The sequence below is a fragment of the Hydrocarboniphaga effusa AP103 genome, assembly GCF_000271305.1.
Taxonomy (GTDB): domain Bacteria; phylum Pseudomonadota; class Gammaproteobacteria; order Nevskiales; family Nevskiaceae; genus Hydrocarboniphaga; species Hydrocarboniphaga effusa.
The window spans coordinates 86,880-111,434 of sequence record NZ_AKGD01000001.1; the positions used below are offsets into that span (position 1 = coordinate 86,880).

General features: G+C 65.8%; 21 protein-coding genes and 1 tRNA gene. 13 read left to right on the forward strand and 9 right to left on the reverse strand.

Translation table 11 applies throughout. The features are described 5' to 3' along the window. Nucleotides 1–22 precede the first annotated feature (22 nt). The 6 genes from WQQ_RS00330 to WQQ_RS00355 all read left to right on the forward strand — a co-directional run bounded on the left by WQQ_RS00330 (nucleotide 23) and on the right by WQQ_RS00355 (nucleotide 4,790). Nucleotides 23–649, forward strand: coding sequence for a DUF47 domain-containing protein (locus tag WQQ_RS00330; RefSeq protein WP_007183216.1), 627 nt, complete (start codon nucleotides 23–25; stop codon nucleotides 647–649). After that, complete coding sequence (locus WQQ_RS00335; RefSeq protein ID WP_007183217.1) at nucleotides 649–1,647, forward strand: inorganic phosphate transporter; 999 nt, start codon at nucleotides 649–651, stop codon at nucleotides 1,645–1,647. The genes WQQ_RS00330 and WQQ_RS00335 overlap by 1 nt, the downstream gene beginning before the upstream one ends. 363 nt (nucleotides 1,648–2,010) lie before the next feature. Continuing rightward, entirely contained in the window at nucleotides 2,011–2,961 is a 951-nt protein-coding gene (locus WQQ_RS00340; RefSeq protein WP_192812938.1) for a hypothetical protein, read from the forward strand. A gap of 81 nt (nucleotides 2,962–3,042) precedes the next feature. Beyond that, nucleotides 3,043–3,591 (forward strand): DUF3016 domain-containing protein, encoded by a 549-nt coding sequence (locus WQQ_RS00345; RefSeq protein WP_040452762.1) that lies wholly within the window; start codon nucleotides 3,043–3,045, stop codon nucleotides 3,589–3,591. A 142-nt stretch (nucleotides 3,592–3,733) separates the two neighbouring features. Then, on the forward strand, nucleotides 3,734–4,702 hold the full coding sequence (locus tag WQQ_RS00350) for a polyprenyl synthetase family protein (RefSeq protein WP_007183220.1): 969 nt from the start codon (nucleotides 3,734–3,736) through the stop codon (nucleotides 4,700–4,702). 11 nt (nucleotides 4,703–4,713) lie between these two features. Next, nucleotides 4,714–4,790 (forward strand) — tRNA-Pro (locus tag WQQ_RS00355). Nucleotides 4,791–5,028: 238 nt separating this feature from the next. On the opposite strand, the gene WQQ_RS00360 is transcribed toward WQQ_RS00355, so the two are convergent. Further along, nucleotides 5,029–6,108: an aromatic ring-hydroxylating dioxygenase subunit alpha gene (locus tag WQQ_RS00360; protein ID WP_007183221.1), complete on the reverse strand. Its 1,080-nt coding sequence runs from the start codon at nucleotides 6,106–6,108 to the stop codon at nucleotides 5,029–5,031. A gap of 78 nt (nucleotides 6,109–6,186) precedes the next feature. Continuing rightward, the gene (locus WQQ_RS00365; RefSeq protein WP_007183222.1) at nucleotides 6,187–7,158 is read right to left on the reverse strand and encodes a PDR/VanB family oxidoreductase; all 972 of its coding nucleotides are present in this window, start codon (nucleotides 7,156–7,158) and stop codon (nucleotides 6,187–6,189) included. Nucleotides 7,159–7,378: 220 nt separating this feature from the next. On the opposite strand from WQQ_RS00365, the gene WQQ_RS00370 reads away from it, so the two are divergent. From WQQ_RS00370 to WQQ_RS00380, 3 genes are all read left to right on the forward strand, one after another. Then, nucleotides 7,379–9,115 carry a sigma-54-dependent Fis family transcriptional regulator gene (locus WQQ_RS00370; protein WP_007183223.1) on the forward strand — a complete coding sequence of 579 codons (1,737 nt, stop codon included), beginning with the start codon at nucleotides 7,379–7,381 and terminating at the stop codon, nucleotides 9,113–9,115. Nucleotides 9,116–9,449: 334 nt separating this feature from the next. Next, a complete protein-coding gene (locus WQQ_RS00375; RefSeq protein WP_007183224.1) occupies nucleotides 9,450–11,078 on the forward strand; it encodes a DUF1302 domain-containing protein in 1,629 nt (542 codons plus the stop codon). 32 nt (nucleotides 11,079–11,110) lie between these two features. Then, nucleotides 11,111–12,460 (forward strand): DUF1329 domain-containing protein, encoded by a 1,350-nt coding sequence (locus WQQ_RS00380; protein ID WP_007183225.1) that lies wholly within the window; start codon nucleotides 11,111–11,113, stop codon nucleotides 12,458–12,460. A gap of 562 nt (nucleotides 12,461–13,022) precedes the next feature. Here the strand turns inward: WQQ_RS00380 and WQQ_RS00390 are convergent. From WQQ_RS00390 to WQQ_RS00400, 3 genes are all read right to left on the reverse strand, one after another. Next, nucleotides 13,023–13,649: a TetR/AcrR family transcriptional regulator gene (locus WQQ_RS00390; protein ID WP_040452766.1), complete on the reverse strand. Its 627-nt coding sequence runs from the start codon at nucleotides 13,647–13,649 to the stop codon at nucleotides 13,023–13,025. A gap of 98 nt (nucleotides 13,650–13,747) precedes the next feature. Continuing rightward, complete coding sequence (locus WQQ_RS00395) at nucleotides 13,748–14,164, reverse strand: YeeE/YedE family protein (protein ID WP_007183227.1); 417 nt, start codon at nucleotides 14,162–14,164, stop codon at nucleotides 13,748–13,750. After that, complete coding sequence (locus WQQ_RS00400; protein ID WP_007183228.1) at nucleotides 14,161–14,601, reverse strand: YeeE/YedE family protein; 441 nt, start codon at nucleotides 14,599–14,601, stop codon at nucleotides 14,161–14,163. The genes WQQ_RS00395 and WQQ_RS00400 overlap by 4 nt, the downstream gene beginning before the upstream one ends. A gap of 147 nt (nucleotides 14,602–14,748) precedes the next feature. Between WQQ_RS00400 and WQQ_RS00405 the strand changes: the two genes are divergently transcribed. Both WQQ_RS00405 and WQQ_RS00410 read left to right on the forward strand, forming a co-directional pair. Continuing rightward, nucleotides 14,749–15,225 (forward strand): c-type cytochrome, encoded by a 477-nt coding sequence (locus tag WQQ_RS00405; RefSeq protein ID WP_007183229.1) that lies wholly within the window; start codon nucleotides 14,749–14,751, stop codon nucleotides 15,223–15,225. A gap of 16 nt (nucleotides 15,226–15,241) precedes the next feature. Continuing rightward, complete coding sequence (locus WQQ_RS00410) at nucleotides 15,242–15,913, forward strand: cytochrome b/b6 domain-containing protein (protein ID WP_007183230.1); 672 nt, start codon at nucleotides 15,242–15,244, stop codon at nucleotides 15,911–15,913. A gap of 131 nt (nucleotides 15,914–16,044) precedes the next feature. On the opposite strand, the gene WQQ_RS22715 is transcribed toward WQQ_RS00410, so the two are convergent. From WQQ_RS22715 to WQQ_RS00435, 4 genes are all read right to left on the reverse strand, one after another. Then, nucleotides 16,045–19,473 carry a DUF4394 domain-containing protein gene (locus WQQ_RS22715; RefSeq protein WP_050997540.1) on the reverse strand — a complete coding sequence of 1,143 codons (3,429 nt, stop codon included), beginning with the start codon at nucleotides 19,471–19,473 and terminating at the stop codon, nucleotides 16,045–16,047. A gap of 212 nt (nucleotides 19,474–19,685) precedes the next feature. Then, nucleotides 19,686–20,759, reverse strand: a complete 1,074-nt coding sequence (gene rsgA, locus WQQ_RS00425) for a ribosome small subunit-dependent GTPase A (protein WP_007183232.1) — start codon at nucleotides 20,757–20,759, stop codon at nucleotides 19,686–19,688. 222 nt (nucleotides 20,760–20,981) lie between these two features. Further along, nucleotides 20,982–23,051, reverse strand: coding sequence for a flagellar biosynthesis protein FlhA (flhA, locus tag WQQ_RS00430; RefSeq protein ID WP_050997633.1), 2,070 nt, complete (start codon nucleotides 23,049–23,051; stop codon nucleotides 20,982–20,984). Between the two features lie 96 nt (nucleotides 23,052–23,147). After that, nucleotides 23,148–23,315, reverse strand: a complete 168-nt coding sequence (locus WQQ_RS00435) for a hypothetical protein (protein WP_007183234.1) — start codon at nucleotides 23,313–23,315, stop codon at nucleotides 23,148–23,150. A 19-nt stretch (nucleotides 23,316–23,334) separates the two neighbouring features. Between WQQ_RS00435 and WQQ_RS00440 the strand changes: the two genes are divergently transcribed. Both WQQ_RS00440 and WQQ_RS00445 read left to right on the forward strand, forming a co-directional pair. After that, nucleotides 23,335–23,769 carry a hypothetical protein gene (locus WQQ_RS00440; protein WP_007183235.1) on the forward strand — a complete coding sequence of 145 codons (435 nt, stop codon included), beginning with the start codon at nucleotides 23,335–23,337 and terminating at the stop codon, nucleotides 23,767–23,769. A gap of 43 nt (nucleotides 23,770–23,812) precedes the next feature. Beyond that, nucleotides 23,813–24,508, forward strand: coding sequence for a glutathione S-transferase family protein (locus WQQ_RS00445; RefSeq protein ID WP_007183236.1), 696 nt, complete (start codon nucleotides 23,813–23,815; stop codon nucleotides 24,506–24,508). The last annotated feature ends 47 nt before the right edge of the window (nucleotides 24,509–24,555 follow it).

The following is a 24,555-nucleotide window of genomic DNA, read 5'->3' on the forward strand; positions in this document are numbered from 1 at the left end:
TTTTAAAGTACCGCGAGCTCCCATGTTCGGACGCCTGATGCCCCGCGAGGGCAAATTCTTCGACTATTTCAGCCAGCATGCCGACCAGATCGTGCTCGGGGCCGAGCAGCTCACCGCGCTGATGCGGGCCGAGCATGAGCTCGACGAGCGCAAGCGCAACATCGAGAACATCGAGCATCGGGCCGACAAGATCACCTCGCAGACGATGCAGCTGCTGCATCAGACCTTCATCACTCCGCTCGACCGCGACGAGATCCATCAGCTGATCACCAAGATGGACGACATCCTCGATCTCATGGAGGACGTCTCGCAGTGCATGTTCCTGTACGACATCCGCGCGGTCACCGATGAGGCGCGCGCGCTCGCCGACCTCTGCCTCACCAGCACGCAGAAGGTCAAGGAAGCGGTGGACCTGCTCAGCAATCTCAAGAACGCCAAGCGCATTCTCGAGCTCTGCAACGAGGTCGACCGCCTCGAAGGCGATGCCGACCACGTCATGCGCAGCGCCATGGCCAAGCTGTTCCGAGGTGAGGCCGACGCCAAGCAGCTGTTCAAGCTCAAGGAGATCTACCAGCTGCTCGAATCGGTGACCGACCGCTGCCAGGACGTTGCCAACATCATCGAAGGCATCGTGATCGAGAACGGCTGATGAGCGTCAGCATGGAAGTTCTCGTGCTGCTGATCGCAGCGGCACTGCTGTTCGATTTCATGAACGGCTTTCACGACGCGGCCAATTCGATCGCCACCATCGTCTCCACCGGCGCAATGTCGCCGCAGGCCGCGATCATCTGGGCCGCCGGATTCAACTTCATCGCCTTCGCTTTCTTCGGCTCACACGTCGCCGCGACCATCGGCAAGGGCGTCGTCGACCCGAACATCGTCGACACCTATGTCGTCTTCGGCGCCCTGTTCGGGGCGATCTGCTGGAACGTCATCACCTGGTACTTCGGCATTCCATCGAGCTCCTCGCACGCGCTGATCGGGGGACTCGCGGGCTCGGCGATCGCCAAGGGCGGCACCGGCTCGCTGGTGTCGGCAGGCTTTCTCAAGACCGCAGCGGCCATCGTGCTGTCACCGCTGCTGGGCTTTCTGCTCGCAGCCGCGCTGATGATCGCGATCGCCTGGATTTTCTTCCGCACCTCGCCTCGCCGCGTCGAGCGCACCTTCAACCGCCTGCAGTTCGTCTCGGCGGCGCTCTACAGCCTCGGCCACGGCAGCAACGACGCGCAGAAGACCATGGGCATCATCTGGCTGCTGCTGATGGTCTCGGGTGCGCTGCAGAAAGATGCGGACCTGCCGTTCTGGGTCGTCATCAGCTGCCAGACGGCGATGGGTCTCGGCACGCTGTTCGGCGGCTGGCGCATCGTCAAGACCATGGGCATGCGCATCACCAAGCTGCGCCCGGTCGGCGGCTTCTGCGCATCGGCGAGCGGGGCGGCGACGCTGTTCCTGGCCACCGGACTCGGCGTACCGGTGTCGACCACGCACACGATCACCGGGGCTATCGTCGGCGTCGGCGCTTCGCGCAAGCTCTCGGCGGTGCGCTGGGGCGTGGCCGGCAACATCGTCTGGGCCTGGATCTTCACGATTCCGGCGGCGGCGTTCTTGTCCGCGATCGCCTGGGAAGTGGCACACGTGGTGTTCTGAAGCCACCGGCCGGACGACGCGCTGCGTCACCTGATCGGCCACTCAACTGACACGATTCGTCGCGATACGCGGGCGAACCGGCGCTCTGGGATTCAAAACCCGCAAGCCGGCGATTCCGTCCATCCGAGCCCAATCGCCGGCCATCCGCGGCCTGCCCGGTGTATCGCGCCTTCTGACGCACTGCGGCATTCGATCGCGGTGAGCGCAAACCCCAATTGCAACAAGCTCTTGCATCGCCCGGCGGCACCGGCAGGCCACGGCCTGCCGGTGCACGCCTGATGCGGCCAGATGAAACCGTGCTCAGGATTCGAGAACGGGGTTTGAACGTCGATCGCCATGACCTCTTCGGACATGGCGATCCACATGAGCCCCCATACTTCGTCGTGCGCTTCATCGCGATCGAGTGCCGTCCTGCGCGCCGTGCTGCTGTGCCTGGCCTGGTTCGCGCAACCGGTCGCCGGTAATGAGCAAGGTGCCGAGGTCGACGAAGACCGAAGCGCTGTCGCCGCGAGCGCCGATACCACCGCGCAAAATCGCTATTGGGGCCAGCCGACCACGGATGGGCGCTATCGCGTGTCGACGCGCTTTCGAAATTTCGACGGGCAAACCATCGCGCTCGGCTTCGATCTCGCGACTGCCGAAAGCCGCCGCTCGCTGAGCGAGTTCGGCGTCGACGATCGCGAACTCGATGCGCTGATGCGACTCTGCCGCCAGGCCATGGCTTGCGATCAGGCCACCTACGACGGCTACACCACGCGCTACTACCGCGAGCATGCACTGCGCCTCACGGCCGATCCGGGGCGCGCCTCGCGGCTGTCGGTCGACGTACCGGCCGTGGTGCTGCGCAACCGCTCGCGCGTGCGTCCGCTGACCGATGCACTGCGCCGCGCCGCGGCCGAGCGGGGCCAGAACGGCGACTGGATGATCAAGACCGCGATGACGCTCGTGCAGACCGCACTGCCGTACAAGAAGCCCGTCGCACAACTCGAAGGGCGCTCGCTGCTGGGCTTCTATCCGCCGGCGTTCGCGCTCGAACGCGGCTACGGCGACTGCGATACCAAATCCGCCCTGCTCGCGGCGATGCTGCTCGACCTCGGCGAACGTCGCGTCGTCGGCCTGCACGTTCCGGGGCACTACCTGCTCGGCCTCGATCGCCGGCCCGAAGCGGACGAGGCCTTCATCACCCATCAGGGCCGCCCGTTCGTGCTCGTCGAAGCGGCCGGGCCGGCCATGCGCGGCCTCGGCGACGTGTCCATGCGCACGCGCGGCGCGCTCGCCCGCAACGACGGGCTGCGTGTCGATCCGATGTTCTGAGCCGGAAACCTCCTCACGGCGAAGCGGTCCAAGATCGGTACGATCGTTGCCGATCGGCCTATGTGGCTTCGGAGGTTTCCCATGCGTACCCTGCTTCCCTTGATGTCCCTGACCGGCGCCCTGCTGGCGCTGCCGGCCCATGCCCAGCCGCAGAGCGCATCCGCGCCTGCAGCGGAGCCCCGGGTGGCGGTGAGCTTCGTCAAGCCCGAAAAGTTCACCGATGCGACGCTGCAGAACCGGTTCCAGTCCTACGAGCGCGTGACGAAGGAACTCTCCGACTACCTCGTCGGCTTGGGCCAGCGTTATCTGCCGGCGAACCAGAGGCTGGAGATAAAAGTCACCGACATCGACCTCGCGGGCCGCTACGAGCCCTGGCGCAACTACAACCCGGACGTGCGCTACATGGTCGACGTGACCTGGCCGAGCGTGAGCCTGCAGTACCGCCTGCTCGAAGACGGCCATGAGATCGCCCACGGCGAGCAGCGCGTCGCCGACATGAACTATCTGCGTCGCCCGGCCGCCCGCGCGAACAACGATTCGCTGCGCTACGAAAAGGCCATGCTCGACGATTGGTTCCGCGGCCAGTTCGACGCGCAGTCCAAGCACTCGGTCGCGGCTCGCAAGCCGTAACCCTCGCCCAGACTTCGGCGGCGCCGGCTCGAAGACCGCTAAACGGGCGGGATAACGGCATGGAAGGTCGGCCGCAGCATCGTCCGGATTGACCCTGGGTGCCGCGAGCCCCTAGCATTTTGGTCCTTCGCAAGCCCGCCCTATGGACCTCAAGACCCTTCTCGCCCCCATTGCCGACGACATGCTCGGCATGGACCGCATCATCCGTGCGCGCTTAGCGTCCGAAGTCGCCCTCATCAACGAGATCGGGGCTTACATCGTCGGAGCCGGCGGCAAACGGCTGCGCCCTGCCCTGTTGCTGATGTCCGCGCGTGCGCTGGGCTGCAGGACCGAGGAGCCGCAGTTGCTCGCGGCGGTCATGGAGTTCATCCATACCGCGACGCTATTGCATGACGACGTGGTCGATCATTCCGAGCTGCGCCGGGGTCGCAAGACCGCGAATGCGTCCTGGGGCAACGCCGCAGCGGTGCTCGCTGGCGATTTTCTGTACTCGCGCAGCTTTCAGATGATGGTCGATTCTGGCCGCATGCCGGTCATGCGACTGATGGCCGATACCACCAACGCGATCGCCGAAGGCGAAGTGCTGCAGCTTCTGAATGCCGGCGATCCCGATGTCGACCAGGCGCGTTACATGCGCGTGATCGAACTCAAGACCGCAGTACTGTTCCGTGCCGCGAGCCAGGCCGGCGCGCTCTGCGCCGACGCCACGCCTGCGCTGATCGAAGCGCTCGGCCGTTACGGTCATGATCTCGGCATCGCGTTTCAGCTGATCGACGACGTGCTCGATTACACCGCCGATCCCGAAGTCAGCGGCAAAGCAGTCGGCAACGATCTCGCCGAAGGCAAGCCCACGCTACCGCTGATTCACGCCATGCGCGTGGGCTCGGCCGAGCAATCCGCGCTCATCCGCGAAGCGCTCACGGGCGGCAAGGTGGGACTTCTGAATGAAGTGCTGAAAATCGTTGAAGCCACCCAAGCAATCCCGTACACTCGCGCGCTCGCCGGGGCCTACTCGGTTTCGGCGGCAGCGGCGCTAGACGATCTTCCCGACTCGTCATACAAAAAAGCGTTGCTGGATCTGACTCAGTTCGCGCTCTCCAGAGCCAGCTGAGAAAGACAAATCGGGGCGTAGCTCAGCTTGGTAGAGCGCTTGCTTCGGGAGCAAGAGGTCGCAGGTTCAAATCCTGTCGCCCCGACCAATGATAAGGGGCAGTTTAGGCGCTTATCGAAGTCAACATGAAACCGCCGCAAGGCGGTTTTTTATTGTCTGTCGCGTTGGAACAAGATCCGGAGCAATGTTCATTGGACGTTGGCGTGGGATTCCAGCCAACTGAGAGGCTTTGCCAAACAACGCCTTCTCGAGATGTTCGTTCCGGGCGTTCCGAAGCGGCGATGCTGCGCCGGCGGACGTGTCCGCCGGCGCAGCATCGGTCCAGCTCACGCGACACTGGATGCTTGAGGCTCGGCGCTCGAAGCGGCTCGCTCGGCTTCGATCATCCGCTTCAGGATGCGGCGGACGCGGACGGGGCCTCCATCGGAGCTGATCAGGACCGGGTTCAGGCTGAAGAGGTCCGACGTGCCCATCCGCTTCTGCACGGCATCGAGGACCGGGCCGTCCTCGTTGACGAATGCGTCGTGCATGCCGGTGATCTTCATGCGGTTGTACTCGGCGTCTTCTTCGAAGTGGTTGCGGCGCGTGGCGAAGAAGTAATGCGTGGTGCTGTCCGTTTCCGGCGTGCACGTATGCAAATCGTACTGGCTAGTGCAGGCATCGTGGGTCAGAGGGGCGCCCGAATCCTGCGTAGCGCCGATCGTCAGCTGGATGTGGGTCGGTGCGCGCCAGGCGACCCTCACAAAATGCCGGGCGCTGGCGCCGGGTTCCGGCAGGAACGCGTTGAAGATCATGATGGGGGGCGTCTGTTCCCACTGCCAGTGCACGCTGATCTCGCCGTCCGCTTCCTGCAGTTTTGGAATCTTCGGCGAGAGCTGCCCGCGGGTGGAGATGATCTCGCCGTGGAGGTGATCGACGTGCGACAGGTCCATGACATTGTCGGTGATCAGCTCGTAATGGCATGGGCGGCGCATGTAGGTATGTGCGACGCCGTTCGGATGGCCGCGATCGATCGGACCGTAGTCGGGAAGCGCTGAAGCATCGGCCGGTACCTCGCCCATCCAAATCCAGATGAAGCCGTAACGCTCGATCAGGGGAAAGGTGCGGACCTTCGCCGCCGCGGGAATGGCGCCATTGCCGTGCGGATTGTGGACGCACTGCCCCGCGGTATTGAACCGCAAGCCGTGGTACGGGCAAACCACGTTGTCGCCGTCGCGATGTCCCATCGACAGCGGCGAGAAGCGGTGCGGACAGCGGTCGTGCAGCGCGACGGCTGCGCCGTCGCGCTGGCGATACATCACCACCGGCGTGTCGAGCAGGGTTCGCGCGAACAGCTTCTCGCTTTCCAGTTCGCTCGACAGCGCGGCGACATACCAGGTGTTGAGCAAGTATTTTCCGTTGTACATGGGGTCTCCTCGAGGGGTTGCGGCTTCTGGTGCTGATCCACGGGCGCCGCCGGCGTGCGCGCCGCGCAAGAAAATCGCTTACAGGTCGACGACCAGCCGGGCGCTTCGGGCGCGAGAACAACAGGGCATGAACCGGTCATTGCAGGCGCGCTCGTCCTCGGTCAGGAACACGTCCCGGTGCTCCGGCTGCCCCTCCAGCACGCGCGTGATGCAGGTTCCGCAGATGCCCTGCTCGCAGGAGACCGGCACTTGCACGCCCGCTTCTCTCAAGACATCGAGAACCGACTGTTCCGTGGCGACCCGCAAGGTGCGGCCGGAGCGCGCCAGCACCAGCTGGAATGCGTCGCCAGCGCGATCTCTAACGTCAGCAGAAAACCGCTCTGCGTGAATATTTGATTCCGGCCAGCCGGCGGCTCTGGCGCGGCCAATGACGTGGTCCATGAAGCCACCGGGTCCGCAGACATAGAGGTCCAGATCTTTCGCGGGCGATGCCAGCAGCGCATCGGTATCCAGGCGGCCGTCCTGCGGGGCGTCGTCATAGTAGAAGCGGACGCGATCGGCGTAGGCCGCGCTTCCTAGGCGGTCACGGTAGGCGGCGCGGCTGGCCGAGCGGCAGCAATAGTGCAGCTCGAAAGCTTTGCCGGCGGCGTGCAGCGTGTCCGCCATCGAAATGATCGGCGTGATCCCGATGCCTCCAGCGACCAGCAGGCTTCGCCGCGCCCCGGCAACCAGACGGAACAGATTGCGCGGGGCGCCGATCGTCAGGACCTCGCCTTCACGCAAGTCCTCGTGCACGCAGATCGATCCACCCCGGCCGCCCGGATCGAGCAGCACGCCGAGCTCGTAGGTGCGCCCGGTCGGGGCGTTGCTGAGCGAGTACTGCCTGACCAGGCCGTTCGGCAGGTGCAGATCGATATGGGCGCCGGCATCGGCGACCGCCAGCGGCTCGCCGTCAATGCGTTCCAGTGTGAGTCCCAGGATGCCGTCAGCCAGCATCCGGCGCCTGATGATGCGCGCCTGCGTGGTCGCGGCGATCGGTGAATCCGACATCCTCTCCTCCTGCTGTCATGGCGCCATCGATGAGCGCCTGCCGGAGAGATAGCAAGAGCGAGACCACCTCACCGTCTTCGTTTATAACTCTTATAAAACAATAAATTAGATTGTCTTTCTCGATGGCCGTGCGGCGTGCTCCTGAAAAGATCGTCTGAAATCAGAAACAATGACTTTTTGATATCAGACAATTTTTTGAAACCAAGGAACTACGCGCGCCATGGAAAAGAAGATCCCCTGCCATCGGCGGGGCACCGATGTCCCCGCTCTGAAACTCGTCGCTGCGACGGTCGACGACGCCGCGCTGGCCGAGCATCTGCGTTTCGATCCGGATCGGGGCGAGATTCTCCTGTTCGATCAGCGGATGCTGTTGATGCATGGCTATTCGCTGGCGACCCTGCGGCATGAACTGATCGAACGGCTGGGGCTCGACAAGACGCGGGAGCTGTTCATGCGCCTCGGCTATCAGCAGGGCGTGGAGGATTCCAAAGGGCTTCGCCGTCAGGGCGGCGCCGGCGTGCCGGAGGCCATGAAGCTGGGGCCGCGACTGCGCGAGATCGAGGGTTTCGTACGCAACCGCGTGGTCGAGCGCATGCAATACGACACCGAGTCCGGCGGCTTCTGGGGCGACTACCACTGGCAACACTCGTGGGAGGCCGAAACTCACCTGCAGCACTTCGGCATCAGTGGCGTCCCTGCCTGCTGGATGATGGCCGGCTATGCCTGCGGTTACACCACGGCCATGATGGGCCGTCCGGTCATCTGGCGTGAGATCGAATGCGTCGCGATGGGCCACGCCTGCTGTCGCGTCATCGGTCAGCCGGTAGAGGAGTGCGACGACGCCGACGATCTGCTGAGCTTCATGCGGGTCGAAGAGTTCGTCACGGTCCCGCGTCACCGGGAGCCGGACGAGCAGGGACGCGGCAAGGCTCCGGCCGGATCGGCGCTTCCGGACCTGGTCGGTGCTTCGGCCGGCTTCAATGCGGTCGCCTGGCGGCTCAAACGCGTGGCGCAAACCGATGCGACCGTGCTGTTCACGGGAGAGAGCGGTGTCGGCAAGGAACGTTTCGCGCGCGCGCTGCACGCGATCGGGCCGCGCGCGTCGAAACCGTTCGTGTCGATCAATTGCGCGGCGCTGCCTCAGGAGCTTGTCGAAGCTGAGCTGTTCGGCGTCGAGCGGGGCGCCTTCACCGGCGCCAGCACGTCCCGCCCCGGGCGCTTCGAGCGGGCCGACGGTGGCACGCTGCTGCTCGACGAGATCGGCAGCCTGCCGATGCTGGCCCAGGGCAAGCTGCTGCGCGTCCTGCAGGAGGGCGAGATCGAGCGGGTCGGCGGCACGCAGATGCGCAAGCTTGACGTGCGCGTGGTCGCGGCAGCGAATCACAACCTACGCGAGGAGGTTCGCGCCGGGCGCTTCCGTGAAGATCTGTTCTTCCGGCTCAACGTGTTTCCGATCGACATCCCGCCGCTCCGGGATCGGCGCGACGATATACCGCTGCTGGTGAATGTCTTTCTGAACCGCTATGCGCGGCGCTTCAACAAGCACATTACGGGCGTCACGCGCGCCGCCAGCGAGGCGCTGTGGGCGTACAGCTGGCCCGGCAATGTTCGCGAACTCGAGAACATGGTCGAACGCGCCATCATTCTCGCCGACGATGGTGCCGGCATCGATGTCCAGCATCTGTTCTCCGGAGGCGAAGTGCTGCCAGGCCGCCCCTTCGAATCCGCCGCCAGGTCGGCGGAACCGTCACCGCCCGCGGCCGACACGGCGGACGAGGCGCTGCTGCTGGAGCGGCTGCTCCGGCGCGCAGGCTCTCTGGACGCGGTGGAAACGCTGCTTTTGCAGCACGCGCTCGATACATGCCGCGGCAATGCCTCGGCTGCGGCGCGCATGCTGAAGCTCGGGCGCGGGCAGTTCGAATACCGCTGGCGCAAAAGAAGGCCATCCGGCGGGTGACGCGTGCGTCGCCACGCCGCGGTCGCATGCGCGACGCACAGGCATTGAAGCGCTGACGGCTTCGGCCGGGGCGCACGAAGGGCGGGAAGTGCGCCAGCGCGCTGACCGGTTCTGCCCCCCGGCGTCACACCGGCAAGCGGCGCTCGGGGAGTTCGCGCCCGTCCCGGCGCGGACGCAGCGATACCTGATCGGTATCTGTTACGCCATCAAATGGTATTGGACGGTATTTCTATGCCTTATTAGTGTCGCCGCCAGTCGCCCGGTCCGACCCGGCGGCAGACCAAAAATAGAAAGATGCGGAGGAGGAGTCATGAGATTGCGCTCAACCGGGTGCATGGCGCGTGTTGCGATCGCGGCGATGTGTGTCGCCGCTTTGACGGCAAGCGGCGTGGCGGTGGCATTCGACATCGACATTGGCTCTCAGGATGCGCGCCTGTCCTGGGACAACAACGTGAAGTACAGCGCCGCATGGCGCCTCCACGATCCCACCACCACCGTCGCCGGCGATCCGACGACGGCGCAGGTCAACACCAATGACGGCGATCTGAACTTCGATAAAGGCCTGATCTCGAATCGACTCGATCTACTCAGCGCGATCGACTTCCGCTACCGGAAGATGTACGGCATGCGCCTCAGTGGTCAGGCCTGGTACGACACGGTCTATCACAGCGACACCGACAATCCGGGCAATCAGGGCATCAACCAGATATCCAGCCCCGCTGACGAGTTCGTCAACGACACCGAAAAACTTCATGGCGGCAGGGCCGAGCTGATGGACGCGTTCGTCTACGGCAACTTCGTCATGGGCGACAAGCGGCTCAACGTCAAAGGCGGTCGCTTCACGCAGCTCTACGGCGAAAGCCTGTTTTTCGGCTCAAACGCCGTCGCGGCGGCGCAGACGCCGCTTGATCTGACGAAGGCCCTGTCCGTCCCCAACGCGCAGTTCAAGGAGGTTGCACGCCCGGCCGGACAGGTCAGCGCGCAGCTGCAGCTGAACGCCCGACTGACGCTCGGCGCGTACTACCAGCTGGAATGGCGAAAGACCCGTCTGCCCGGCGCAGGCAGCTACTGGAGCTTCTCCGACTTCGCGGATAAGGGCGGCGAACGCCTGCTGCTCGGCCCGGACCTGTGGGTGCACCGCGGCGACGACATGCAGGCCAAGGACTCCGGGCAGGGCGGCATGCAGCTGCGTCTCAAGGCTGGCGACAGCGAGTACGGTCTCTACGCGGCGATCTTCCACGACAAGATGCCGCAGTTCTATGCCCGCCCGGGCGTCAACGCGGTCAGTGCAAACGACATCGGCGACTACCTGCTTGTCTACGGCGAGGACATCCGCCTCTTCGGCGCGTCCGTCAGCACGCTGATCGGCGAGACCAATGTGGCGGCTGAAGTCTCGTACCGCGACAACATGCCGCTCGCTGCAACCGGCGCAACGGCGATCGTCGGCCCCGATGCGGACAACAACCGCCATCCCGCCTATCCCGTCGGCAGGACGCTACACCTGAACGCTTCGGCGATCAGCGTCCTCGGCGAGAGCCCCATATGGGACGGCGCATCGTTCATCGGAGAGTTCGCGTTCAATCGCGTGGTCTCGCATACCGACAACAAAGACGCGGTCGATCCGCTCGCGACACGCAACGCGAGCGCGGCGCAGTTGGTCTTTCAGCCGGAGTACTTCCAGGTTCTGCCGGGCCTCGATCTGCAGCTGCCGATCGGCCTGACCTACGGCATCAGCGGCCGCTCGGCGGTCAATGGCGTGCTGTTCCCGTCCCATCACGGCGGCACGCTCAATGTCGGCGTCAAGGGCAGCTACCGCAAGCTCTGGAGTGGCAGCGTCAATTACTCGCACTACTTCGGAGCGGATGGCGCCATCATTCGGCCCGCTGCCGCGCCGGCCCTCTCTTACAACAACTTCTATGGCGACCGCGACTACATCTCGGTCTCGATCGAGCGCGCGTTCTGACGACCGCAGAGGATTCTGAGGAGAACCTAAGCATGAATATCCGAAATACCGTACTCGCGGCTGCCGCGGCCGCACTGTTCTGTACTGGCCTTGCGCGGGCGGCAGTCGGCGCCGACGAGGTGGCGACCCTCGGCACGACATTGACGCCCCTGGGCGGCGAAAAGGCGGGCAACGCCGACGGCTCGATTCCCGCCTGGAGCGCCAAGCCTCCGCAGGTCGGCGGTACCAGCGTCGGCGACGTGCCGAAGGCTGTGTTCCCCGACGAAAAGCCCCTGTTCTCGGTCAGCGTCGCGAACATGGAGAAGTATCGCGGCAAGCTGAGTGACGGCACGGTCGCGCTGATGCAGCGCTATCCGTCCAGTTTCCGCATCGATGTCTATCCGACCCATCGCACTGCGGTGGCGCCGCAGTACGTCTACGACAATACGAAGAAAAACGCGGCGAGCTGTCAGGCCGTCGATGGCGGCAAGACGCTGAAGGCTTGCTACGGCGGCATTCCGTTCCCGATCCCGAAGTCCGGCGTCGAGGTCATCTGGAATCATCTTCTGCGCCTCGAACCGGAATCAGTCGATCTGGGTGCGCGCAACGTCGTCGGCACCGCCGACGGCAAGCGCACACTGGCGACCCGCATCGACGAGTCGTTCCAGCATCTGTACTACTACCGCGATGGTTCGGCCGATACCTGGAACGGCGAGTACTGGATCCAGCGCTTCAATACGACGGATCCGCCGTTCAAGCGTGGTGAATCGCTGGTGATTCACGACAGCATTGATCCCGTGACGCCGCGTCAGGCTTGGCAGTATCTGGTAGGTCAGCGCCGCGTGCGGCGCGCGCCGACCGTCGCCTACGACACGCCGGATTTCGTCGCCTCCGGCGCGAACTACTTCGACGAGGTCATGGGGTTCATGGGCCATCCCGACCGCTATTCGTGGAAGCTCGTCGGCAAGCGCGAAATGTACGTGCCGTACAACGCCAATCAGGCCGTGACGGTATCGCAGGACGAGGCCTTTTCCGCCAACCACCTGAACCCTGCCAACGTTCGCTGGGAACTGCACCGCGTCTGGGAAGTGGAGGCCACGGTCGCGCCCGGCAAGCGGCACGCGGTGCCGAAGCGTCGCTTCTACTTCGACGAGGACAGCTGGGTGATGCTGCTGATGGACGGCTACGACGCCGAAGGCAAGCTGTGGCGCACATCGCAGGTGACACCGTTCTACGCACCGAAACTGCCGGGTCTGCTCATCAAGCCGGTCATCATCTTCAATCTCGAAGCCAAGACCTTCAGTGCCGTTCAGTCGCTGAACGGCGAGTACTACAAGATCGTGGATCGCAAGCCGGAAAGCTATTTCACCGGCGAGGCCGTGGCTGCCGAGGCGGACAGCTGATTCGCAGCGATTTTTCGTGATGCCCGCTGTCCGGATGAGTCCGGACAGCGGGTCGCCGCCGCCCCCCCCCGGCGGCGTTGTCCTCCACAATGCCACAGCGTGGCAGAGGCCGACGCTCAGATTTGACGATCTCCAGTATCAGGCCATCTTCGAGAACGAGCCTCGGCTACTGGATGCCCCTGCTGACTTCGATGAACTGATCACGTTCATCCGAGGCTGCAACATCGCGCAGCAGCTCGAAGACTTCGGGGCGAAGCCGCCGCAAGAGTGCAGGACAACGGAGATCGAGCCGACGGGGCCCCGCCACCGCCGGGGTCTATCGGCAGGTTTTTTCGTAGACGAGTTGATGACGTACAGCTTTCCTCAATGACCGCTCACAAATCCGCAGTTTGGTCCGAACCTCTGTCAGCCCCCGAAAAAGGGGTTTTCCTTTCTTCTGAATGAACTTATCGGGTATCGACGCAGAATCCTGTCGCCCCGACCAAAATCGGAACGTTGCAATGAACCGGGCCGCTCATCGAAGCGGCCTTTTTGTTGTTTCATGACAGAACGGTTCCCAGGCTCAGGCGTGACCGAGCGACAGCGCTCGGACCACTTCGCACTTGAGCAAGCTGTGCAGCGCCTTTATCGGCAGCTTGGGGTTGACGAGCCAGCGATAGATCAGACCATCGGCGGCGGAACAGAAAAGCTCCGCGACCAACGCGGCATCGATGCCGGCATGCACGCTGCCGCTCTTCTTGCCGAGCTCGATCCAGCGCTGGACGTCACGGCGTTGAGCGGCATGGGCCTTGGCGACGTTGGTGCGGAACTGCGCGCTCGGATCGATGCTCGCGAACCGCAGCAGATACATCGCCCGGATCTCATTCGGCTCTTCGCGTACGAATGCATGCAGCGCGTCGACGATGCGCGACAAAGCCTCGCGCCCACTGTGATCGCCCACCGCTTGCTGGACACGATTGATCCAGTCGGCGACGACCACGTCGTGCACGTGCGCGAGCAGGTTCGCCTTGTTTCCATAGCGATGGGTGACGAGCCCGCGCGAATAGCCCGCGCGTTCGCCGATAGCCGCAAGCGTGGCGCCAGGAATTCCGCTCTCGATGATCAAGCCGATGGCGGCCTCGAACATCCGTTGATCGGACAAGGCCGTGCGTTCTTCCTGTGTGCGGCGGGCTCGGGCGACTGCGGGCATTCAGATCATTACTTGTCGGCAACAATAACTGTGACGATTCGACTGTCTTGCGTCAACACGACGAGCCAAGGCCCATTCGCTGTCATCCAAATCTCGACTCAAAGACGCCGCGAAAACCCGCGATCCCAGATCAGCATTCCGATCAGCATCGCCGCACAGAACCACAGCACGTCGCTCGATCCGGTCAGCAGCGAAACCACCGCAGGGCCGGGGCAATAACCGGCCAGCCCCCAGCCGATTCCAAACAGCACCGCACCACCGATCAGCCGCGCATCGAGATCACGACGCGTCGGCACTTCGAAGCTTTCGGCGAACAGCGGCCGGGCGCGGCGGCGCGTGAGCCAATACGCCGGAATGTTGAACAGCAAGGCTCCGCCCATGACGAAGGCGAGCGTCGGATCCCAATCGCCGAACAGATCGAGAAAGCCCTGCACGCGCGACGGATCGGTCATGCCCGAGAGCACCAGCCCGGCACCGAACAGAACGCCGGCGAGCATTGCGGCGACGGCATTCATGACACCGCTCCGAGCAGTCGCAGCACGAACACGGTTGCAATGCCCGCGCCCATGAACGCCAGCGTGGCGACGATCGAGCGGCGGGAGAACCGGGCAATACCGCAGACGCCGTGACCGGAGGTGCAGCCGTTGCCCATGCGCGTGCCGAAACCGACCAGCAGGCCGGCGACCAGCGTCACCGCGAGGCTACCCGCGACCGGCGTGTGGTGCAGGCCCGCGAGCCTGGCCATGACGAGCGCGCCGGCGAGCAGGCCGAGTACGAACAGCAGGCGCCAGCGCCGACCCCCGCTCGGCTGAGCGCTCAGCAAGCCACCGATCACCCCGCTGATGCCGGCGATGCGTCCGTTGGCCGCCAGCAGCGTCGCGGCGGCCGCCCCGATCAGCAAGCCACCGGCAAGCCCGCGCTGCCAGGCAGCGATATCCACCACGATCTGCATTGCACTCCCCTATCCCCAGAATCCGAGCCGCGACTATAAGCCCAGCCGCTGGCTTGGTTCGGTCTGGCGCCGCTATAGTCCCGGCGCTGCCGGGCCAGTTCGCGCGCAGCGATCCAGACCTTTCAAGTCCAGACAAAGGATGTACGCATGAAGAACCCATACACACCGGCCTGGGGCCTCGTTTTCATCGCCGCCGCCGCGCTCGCGGGCTGCAACAAACCCAAGCTCGATCCGGCCACCGAAGCCGTCATGAAGGAGCGCCACGACGGCTTCGAGAAGATCGGCGACAACTTCAAGCTCGTGAACGACAAGCTCAAGGCCGGCGGCGGGCTCGACGAGGAAACCGCTGCGGCGGCGCGCACCATCAGCGTCGAAGCCACCAAGATCGCCAACTGGTTCCCGCAGGGTTCGGGCCCCGAAACCGGCGCCAAGACCGAGGCCAAGGCCGATATCTGGAGCAACCCGGACGACTTCGGCAAAAAGCGCGAGGACCTGGTCACCGAATCCGCGCGCTGGGCACAGTTGGCCGATGCGGGCGACGCGGCGGGCTTCGCGGCGCAGACCAAGACCGTCGGCGGCACCTGCAAGGCCTGCCACGACAGCTATCGCCAGAAGAAGAAATAAGCGTCGGAGCCGCACGATGATCGAGCCCGCCCTCACCACCCGCACGCGCATCTGGGATCTGCCGACGCGTGTATTCCACTGGTCGCTGGCGGGCTTGTTCTGCTTTTCGTGGTGGTCCGCCGAAAACGCGCGCATGGATTGGCATCGCGTTTCGGGTTACGTGCTGCTCGCGCTGCTGCTGTTTCGCTGGTACTGGGGCTTCGCCGGCAGCACGACTTCGCGATTCTCCAGCTTCGTCAAGACCCCGCGCGAAGTGCTCGACTACGCCGCGCATTTCTTCACGCGCCAGGGCCCGATCACGCCCGGGCACAACGCGATGGGCGGCTGGAGCGTGCTCGCCTTGATCGTGCTGCTGAGCCTGCAGGTGTTCACGGGCCTGTTTTCGGTCGACACCGATGGCCTCGAATCCGGGCCGCTCGCCAGATTCGTGAGCTTTTCCACCGGGCGTTCGTACGCGAGCGTGCACGGCCTCAGCTTCGACCTGCTGCTGATACTCGTCGGCCTGCACGTGGCGGTGGTCCTGTTCTATCTGTTCTACAAGCGGCAGAACCTGATCACGCCGATGTTCACGGGCGACAAGCGCCTGCCCCCGGAAGCCTCACCTCCGCTGCAGTTCGCATCGATGGGCAAAGCGCTGGCTGGAATCGTCGTCGCGGTGGTGATCAGCGTGTTGATCGCTCGCGCCTAGCCAGGAACAGCTCATCCCAGGCCATTCGCAGCGCGCAGATCCGAGGAGCGCGAGCGATCGCAGCATCGCGAGCCACGAAAAAGCCGGCCATCAGGCCGGCTTTTTCGTACTGCTCACGTCAATCGCAACACTTACTTCACCTCGATGCTCAGCGCACGCAGCGGAGTCGGCACGCCGATCGGCGCGACCAGCGTCGCCTGCCCGGTCGCCAGGTTCACGCGGAAGAGGCTCGACTGCGTTGCGCCATCGACGACCAGCACGGCGAGTGCGAAGCCGTTCGCTCCACCGGCGATGTCGAAGCCGATCGCGCTCGCGTCGGTGAGGTTCACGCCGAGCGTGTTGATGCTCCGGAGCACGCCGTCGTTCGGCGGCGCCTGCAGGCTCAGGCCGGCGCTGTTGCCGTCGAGCACGAACAGCTGCGTCGCCGTCGAAGCGCGGAAGCTGTTGGTGTACGCAGCGGCGACCGCCTGCGGCGGACGCGTGAGCGTGCCGTCGGTGATGGTGATGCCGTTGCCGACGTTGATGCGCAGGTTCTGCCCCGCATCGGTGACCACGCGCAGGCGATCCGGAACCGGGTTGAAGTCGATGCCGAGCGCCGTACCATTCAAGCCCGTGTACGGAGCGGTGGTGTCGGTCGGATCGGCCGTCAGCGCCGGCACCGCGGTGGCGACGCCGGTGACGGTGTCGATCGTGTAGATCGCTCCGCTGCCCGACAGGCCGTAGAGCGCGCCGGTGGCCGGGCGGAAATCGATGTCGATCAGCGCATCACCGACGGCAAGGCCGGTGATGATCACCGGAGCCGATACCGTGGCCGGAGCGCTCGCCGCGAAGCTCACGAGCGAGTCGACGCCCGCCGCGCCGACCAGCGCGACGATCGTCGGATCGGCCGGTGCGACGGTGGCCGGGGCGATCGCCAGGCCCTTGACGCCGGCGATGCCGATGGCGCCGATGCTCGTCGCGCGCGCTGCCGCGAACGCCGACGTCACGTCGATGCGATACAGCGAGGTGATCGCATTCACCGTGAGCGCCGCAAAAGCGGTATCCGCACCGACGATGTCGAAGCCGTTGACGCTGCTCGCATCGACGCCGAGCGGACCGCGATCCTTGAGCACGCCATCGTTCGGCGGCGCCTGCAGAAACAGACGGTCGGTGGTCGGATCGATCACGAACAGGCTCGTCGTGGCGGTGCCCGCGAAGCTGTTGGTGTAGGCCGCGCCGCTCACGCCGAAGGCGCCGTACGAGAGCGTGCCGTCGGTGAAGGTGTTGCCGGCATCCGGATTGGCCACGCGCAGATTGCGCCCGGCGTTGCCGACGATGCGCAGCGCGACCGGGCCGGTCGGGTTGAAGTCGACACCGTAGGCGCTGTCCGCGCCGAGGCCGGCGTAGGCATCGCTGGTGTCGCTCGCATCGGCCGCGAGCGTCGAGGCCGCGGTCAGCGCCGCGGTGGCGGTATCGACCGTGTACAGACGCCCAGCGCTCGTGAACGCGTAGAGCTTGCCGGTGGACGGACGGAAGTCCAGGCCGAGCACGCTTTCGCCGCCTTGCAGGCCGCTGAGTGCACCGACCGTGGTCACCGTGCCCGGAGTCGCCGGCGAGAACTTCACGAGTTCGTCGCCCGAGGTCAGGCCGTAAACCGTCGCCACCGCCGGAGCCGCGAACGCGGTCACGCCGAGCAGACGCTCGCCGCCGCCGACCGTGCCGAGCGAGGCGCTCGCCGCACCGGTCGCCAGGTCGATCGTGTGCAGCGTGGTCGTGGTGGTGCCCTGCGCGTTGACCGCGATCGTCGCGGTGTTGTCGCTGCCGTTGATGTCGAAGCCGTTGATGCCCGAGACATCGACGCCGAGGCTGCCCACCACGCTGAGTTCACCCGCGTTCGGGTTGGTCGAGGTCAGCAGCTGATCGTTGGCGCTGTCGAGGTAGTACGTGGTGGTCGTCAGCGAGGCCGCGTTGCCGCCCGCGAGGCTGTTGGTATAGCCGACCGCGGTTGCGCCGCGCGCGCTGCCGCCCACGTTGAGCGCGCCGTCGACCGTCGTCGCGCCGGTGCTCACGTCGATGCGCAGGTTCTGGCCGGTGTCGGAGGTCACGCGCAGGCGATCCGGAACCGGGTTGAAATCGACGCCGAATTCGCTGCCCGCCAGCGCCGTGGTCAGCGTGGACTTGAGTGTGGCGGCGGCCGTGGTCTTGTCGATCGTGTAGAGCTTGCTCGCGTTGCTGAGCGCGTAGAGCAGGCCATCGGCCGGACGCGTATCGAAGCCCACCAGCGCCTCGCCCGCGCCCAGGCCGCTGACGGCGGTCGAGGTGCAGAGCTTGGCCGGCGCGGCGCGGTTGAAGCTCACGAGCTTGCTGCTCTCGGTCAGGCCCAGCGTGTCGCCGGCCGCCTGCGGGCGGCTGCCCGAGGCGATGCTCAGCGCGAGGCCCGAATACGCGCTCGTGGCGAGCGGCAGGGCGGCGACGCGCGTCGCCGTGCCGGTGCTCAGGTTGATCGAATACAGCGCCGTGCTGCCGCTCACCGACAGTGCGGCGAACGCGCTGTTGGCGCCCGCGGCGTCGGTGGCGATGTCGAAGGCGTTGACCGCATCGACATCGATGCCGAGCGGGCCGACGACCACCGCGGTGCCGTCGTTCGGCGGGTTCTGCAGGAGCAGCTGGTTGGTCTGCGTGTCGATCGCGTAGAGCGCGGTGCGGCAGGCCGCACCGAACGAGTTGGTGTACGCGGCCGTCGAGTAGCCGGTCGCCGCACCGTTGATGACGCCGTCGGTGATCGTCGCGCCGGTGTCGACGTTGATGCGCAGATTCAGGCCGGTGTCCGAGACCACGCGCAGGCGATCCGGAACCGGGTTGAAGTCGACGCCGAAGCGCGCGCCCGACAGGCTCGCGTACGGATTGCTGGTGTCGGTCGGATCGGCGATCAGCGTCGACTTGAGCGTCGCCGCGCCGGTGCCGGCGTCGATGGTGTAGAGCTTGCCGGCGGTCGACAGCGCGATCAGCGCGCCGTCGGCCGGACGGCGATCGAGCCCGACCAGGGTTTCGCCGGCGGCCAGGCCGCTGACGGTGACGACGCTCGTCGCGCTGGCCGGAGCCGCGCGATTGAAGGTGACGAGCTGGTTGCCGACCAGGCCCACGCTGTCGCCGACCGCGTCGTTGTCGATGATGGTGACGGTGGCCGTCGCCGGCGAGCCGAGATCGGCGAGGAAGGGCTCGGACAGCGTCACCGTGAAGGTTTCGTTGCCCTCGATGATCGTGTCTTCGAGGATCGGGACGACGATGCTCTTGGGTTCGGCGTCGCCGACGTCCCAGCTCAGCGTCCCGGAAACGGTGGTGAAATCGGCGCCGGCGGTCGCGCTGCCCGCGCTCACCGCGTAGTTCACACGCGCCTGGGTGAGGTTCGGGCCATTGCGGAACACCGTGATCGTCGCGGTGCCGGCGCCTTCTTCGACCGAATAGTTGGCGGCGCTCAACAGCAGCTCGCCGGCCTGCGGCCCCTTGTCGCTGCAGGCGTTGAGCAGGAATACGGCGGGCAGCACGGCGGCTATCGGGCTCTTCACCCAGCGGCTATTCATTTGCATCTCCCTTGATGGTGCGCGCGGCCTTCATGGCGACGCGTGGACGACGAGCGCCAGTGCCCGCCGTTGGGAGTGCTACGGCAGCTCGCGACGACCGGATGCAGAAACCCGAACGATTCGTCAGATCGCCCCTCCGGCGCCGTGGTCCGCACACCGAAAGCGATGCCCGCCGCGCCGAAACGAGCGTGGACATCGCCGCAGCCAGAGACTCAACGTCGCTTGTCGTGCTCGCGCCGGAAGCGCTTCTGCGCCTGATGGACCTGCTTGTCCTGCTGCTTGCGCTCGGCCATCTGCCGAGGCGAGCGCGCGAGCGCCGTCAGCTCGTCGCGCAGCTTGCGGTAGCTGGCCAGGCGTTCGGCCGGCAAGCCGGCAACGACGGCGCAGCCGGGCTCGCGCTCGTGCGCGCAATCGGAATAGCGGCACTGCGCCGCGAGCGCGGCGACGTCGTCGAAGGCGTCCTTCTCCACCGATTCGCGGCCGGCCAGGCGCAGTTCGCGCAATCCCGGGGTGTCGATCAGGCAGGCTCCGCCCGGCAGCTGGCGCAGGCTGCGCACCGTGGTGGTGTGCTTGCCGGTGTCGTCGCCCTCGCGCGTCGCCTGCGTCTTCTGCACCGACACGCCGAGCAGCGCGTTCATGCAGGTCGACTTGCCGACGCCCGAGGAACCGAGCAGCACCAGCGTGGTTCCGGGCGATCGATAAGGCGCGAGCCGTCCGGGCACATCGTCGTGGCGCGGATCGAGCGCGTGCACCGGCGTCGCCGGCCCGGCCAGCCTCTGGATTTCTTCGATGCGCGCGTCCACGTCCTCGCAGCGATCGGGTTTGGTCAGCAGCACCACCGGCATCAGGCCGGCGGACCTCACCGTGAGCAGATAGCGTTCGAGCCGGTTCGGGCTGTAGTCGCCGTCGAGTCCCATCACCAGCAAGGCGCAATCGGCATTGGCGACGATGCGCTGGCGCGAGCCGTCGGCCATGCCGCGCACGAGCAGGCTGGAGCGTGGCAGGCAGTGCGCGATGCGCTGCGGATCGCTGCTGCGATCGAGCACGACCCAGTCGCCGACCGACAGGCCGTCGTCCTGCTGTCGCAGCGATTGCAGCAGCGCGGGATTCATCTCGACGCTGGCGGTTTCGAGGCCGTCATGAACGACGAAATGATGGCGATGCTGTTCGACGACGCGCGCCGGGGCGAAGGCGTCGCCGCGCAGATCGAGCGCCGCGAATTCGCGGCTGCAACGCTCGGTCCAGCCCAGCGCGGCTAGCGCGGGCGGCAATCGATTCGAAGACATGGGAAGTCCTGTGAAAAAGAGCGGCAGGCCGCCGCGCCGCAGTGGGCGCGGCGAAGGATTTCGAAGCACGCACCGCCGGGCCGGCAGGGACCGGCAGCGGCGGAAACGCGCGTCGAGCGCTCAGGCAAAGACAGTCACAGGCATCAGAGGGATCGGGCGACCGTGGTGGTCGCGGGGCGCATGATGGCGAGCGGCCTGCGCCGGGTCAACGCAGGGCTTTGTTCAGCCGAGCGCCCCGATCAGCCGCACGCGCTTGCTCTCGGGCACTTCGTTGTACGCGAGCACGTGCAGGTCCGGCACGGTCTGGCGCGTGAAGCGCGACAGCAGCGGCCGCAGCGGGCCCGGAACCAGCAGCACGGCCGGCTGGCCGATCGCGGTCTGGCGCTGCACGCCGTCGGCGATCGACTGCTGCATGCGCTCGGCCAGGCCCGGTTCGAGCGCGAGGCTGCCGGCGTTGAGCGTGTCCTGCAGCAGGCGCTCCAGCTGCGGGGCCAGCGTGTAGGCCGGCAGTTCGGCGTCCATGCCGTTGATGTCCTGCACGATCTGGCGCCCGAGCGTGACGCGGACGGCCGAGGCGAGCGCGACCGGATCGTGGCTCTTGGGCGCCACTTCGGCGAGCGCCTCGGCAATGCTGCGAAACGCGCGGATCGGCACGCGGTCGGCCAGCAGGCTCTTGAGCACCTTGACGAACACCGCCATCGGCAGGGTCTTGGGCACGAGGTCTTCGGCGAGCTTGGGTGAGGCCTTGGCGAGATTGCTCAGCAGCGCCTGCGCCTCGTCATGGCCGAACAGGTCCGAGGCATGCTGGCCGATCAGGTGCGACAGATGGGTGGCGACGACGGTGGCCGGATCGACGACCGTGTAGCCCATCGACTGCGCATGATCACGCGCCCCGCGTTCGATCCAGGTGGCGTCGAGTCCGAAGGTCGGATCCTTGGCCGCGATGCCGGGGATGGTGCCGAGCGCGCGGCCGGAATCGAGCGCCATGAACTTGTCCGCATGCACCGAGCCGCTCGCCAGCGGCACGCCGTTGAGCGTGACGCGATAGGCGTTCGGCGACAGCTCGAGGTTGTCGCGGATGTGCACGGGCGGAATCAGAAAGCCCAGGTCCTGCGTGAGCTTCTTGCGCACGCCCTTGATGCGCGCCATCAGCTCGCCGCCCTGCTTGGCGTCGACGAGCGGAATCAGCCGGTAGCCCACTTCGAGCCCGAGCGCGTCTTCGGGCGCGACGTCCTCCCAGCTCAGCTCGGGCAGCTTGCTCGGCGCCGGCAGCGCTTCCTGCGTCTTCCTGGCTTCGGTCGCCTGCTGCTTGCGTCGGGACAGCCTGAACGCGAGGTAGCCGCAGCCCGCCGCGAGGCTCAGGAACACCAGGTTCGGCATGCCCGGAATGATGCCGAGCAGCGCGAGCACCGCGGCGGCGATTCCAAGTGCCTTGGCCTGGCCGAAGATCTGCGCGGCGAGCTGCTGGCCCATGTCCTGGGCCTTGGACATGCGCGTGACGAGCACCGCGACCGCGGTCGACAGCAGCAGCGCCGGAATCTGCGCCACCAGGCCGTCGCCGATCGTCAGCAAGGTGTAGTTCCTGGCCGCCTCACCGATCGGCAGATCGTGCTCCATCGTGCCGATCAGCAGTCCGCCGATGATGTTGATGACGAGCACGAGCAGGCCGGCGATGGCGTCGCCGCGTACGAACTTGCTGGCGCCGTCCATCGAGCCGTAGAAGTCGGCTTCCTCGCGCACGTCCTCGCGACGGGCTTTCGCCTCCTCGCGCGTCAACAAACCGGCGTTGAGGTCGGCGTCGATCGCCATCTGCTTGCCGGGCAGCGCGTCGAGCACGAAGCGGGCCGAGACTTCCGACACGCGCTCGGCGCCCTTGGTGACGACGACGAAATTGATGATCGTGAGGATGATGAACACGATGAAACCCACTGTGTAATGTCCGCCGATCACGAAGTTGCCGAAGGCTTCGATCACCTTGCCGGCCGCGTGCGAGCCTTCGTGCCCGTGCAGCAGCACCACGCGCGTCGAAGCCACGTTGAGCGCGAGCCGCAACAGGGTCACGCCGAGCAGTACGGTCGGGAACGCCGAGAACTCCAGCGGCCGCATCACGTAGATGACCGCGAGCAGGATCACGATCGACAGCGCGATGTTGAAGGTGAACAGCAGATCGAGCGCGAACGGGGCCAGCGGCACCACCATCATGCCGAGGATCGCGAGCAGTACGAGCGGAGCGCCGAGGCCCTTGGAGGCGCCGCCGCGCAGGAGCGAGAGGAAGGAGGTCGGGTTGTTCACGCCGCTGCCGTACAAGCGGCGTGCCCGCGCTCTCACCCGAGCGCGGATCGACACGAACGGCCGACCTCGATCGGCGGCATCGATTCCGGTTTTTTCCTACAGCGGCATGCGACGCACGTCCGTCTCGCCGCATGGCGAGCGGGCATCTTTTGGGCGCAGACTTTCAGTGGCCTCTTCCGACGCGAGCCTTGCAGCCATGTCGAGCTTCCAAGCGAATCTTCTGCCGATGTCGCGCAGCCACAGCAGGCCATCGGGCGCGTGCATCGTCGCCGCCTGAGCCTCGATGAAACGCCTGCTGCTCTCCACCCTGCTCTGCTTCGCAGCGGCCGAACTTTATTTCATCGTCAGCTCGGTCACGGTCGGCCACGGCGACATCTCACGCCTGGCGCTCATTCCGTTCGCCGGCGCGATGATGACCACAGGCTGCGTCGCGGCCTACCTGCTCGGTGCCCTGCTGCTGCGAATCTGGCCCAGGCTGCCGGCAACGCCGGCTTTCATTCTTTCGGGCGGCACCATCGGCCTGCTGATCTTCCTGCTCTGCATCTGGTGGCACCTGAGCATCGAATCGACCGTGCCGATGTTCTCGCTGATGCGATACGTCGTCTCCGGAGTCTGCTGGGGCACGCTCTATGCCGGCTGTGCGCTGCTGGCCCGGCACTGGGTTCCGCCGCCGGAGCCGGCGCCTGGCAAGCTCAAACCAGCGCTGCGCGGTTCCTGAGCGGCTGTTACGGTAGCGACCCGAACGCAGACGGACCGCCACCGTGACCGAGCCTCGCTACGCGCTCCACATCGCCAACAAGAACTACTCGTCCTGGTCGCTGCGCCCGTGGCTGCTGATGCGCGAACTCGGCATCGGCTTCGACGAGCACCTGGCCCCGTTTTCGCCGGGCTCGAACTGGGACGAATTCCGCCGCTTCTCGCCGACCGGCAAGGTGCCTTGCCTCGTCGATGGCGGCACCGTGGTCTGGGATTCGCTAGCCATCACCGAGTACCTCGCCGAGCGCCACGCCGGCGTCTGGCCAACCGACGCCGCCGCCCGCGCCTGGGCCCGCTGCGCCGCGGCCGAAATGCACTCGGGCTTCGGCGAGCTGCGCAATCAATGCACGATGAACTGCGGCATCCGCGTGCGCCTGCACGCGATCTCGCCGGCGCTGCAGAAGGACCTCAGCCGCATCGACGAACTCTGGAACCAGGGGCTGGACCGATTCGGCGGACCGTTCCTGGCCGGCGAGAAGTTCAGCGCCGTCGATGCGTTTTACGGTCCTGTCGCGTTTCGCGTGCAGACTTACGCACTGGCGCTGAGCCCGGCCGCGCAGGCTTATGCGGATCGCCTGCTCGCGCTACCGGCGATGCGTGACTGGTACACAGCCGGCCTCGCCGAGACCTGGCGCGAAGCGGATCACGAGGCGGAGGCACGCAGTGTCGGCGTCTGGCTGCAGGACTTGCGTGCCGTTTAGTATCCAGCCCAGCCCGAAACGGCTTTTCTCTGGCAGAACCCGCATGG